Source organism: Neisseria sp. P0014.S009, from assembly GCF_051958155.1.
Taxonomy (GTDB): Bacteria; Pseudomonadota; Gammaproteobacteria; order Burkholderiales; family Neisseriaceae; genus Neisseria; species Neisseria flavescens_C.
Genome location: NZ_JBQCVS010000210.1, coordinates 1 through 245, shown reverse-complemented (window position 1 = coordinate 245; position 245 = coordinate 1). Strand labels below are relative to the sequence as shown.

Genomic DNA, 245 nt, shown 5'->3' with positions numbered 1-245 from the left:
ATCGTATTACAGCAAGGCGCATCAAAGCCCGTCAGCCACATATCGCGCACAATCACCACTTTCAGTGGATCGTTCGGGTCTTTAAAGCGGCGTTCCAGCGTTTGCTTTTCCTGTTTACTGTAAACGTGTTTCTGCATTTCCGGCGCATCGGAAGCAGAACCCGTCATCACAATTTTAATCGCCCCTTCGTTGATATTGTCTGAATGCCATTCAGGGCGCAGTTTGATGATTTCATTGTATAAGTC

The 245-nt window shown here is 46.9% G+C and carries 1 protein-coding gene; it reads right to left on the bottom strand.

What is annotated here, in order from left to right; genetic code table 11:
• Window positions 1-245 (bottom strand): type I restriction enzyme subunit R domain-containing protein (locus tag ACTHS4_RS12355; RefSeq protein ID WP_440366033.1); only part of this gene is annotated, 245 nt, incomplete at both ends.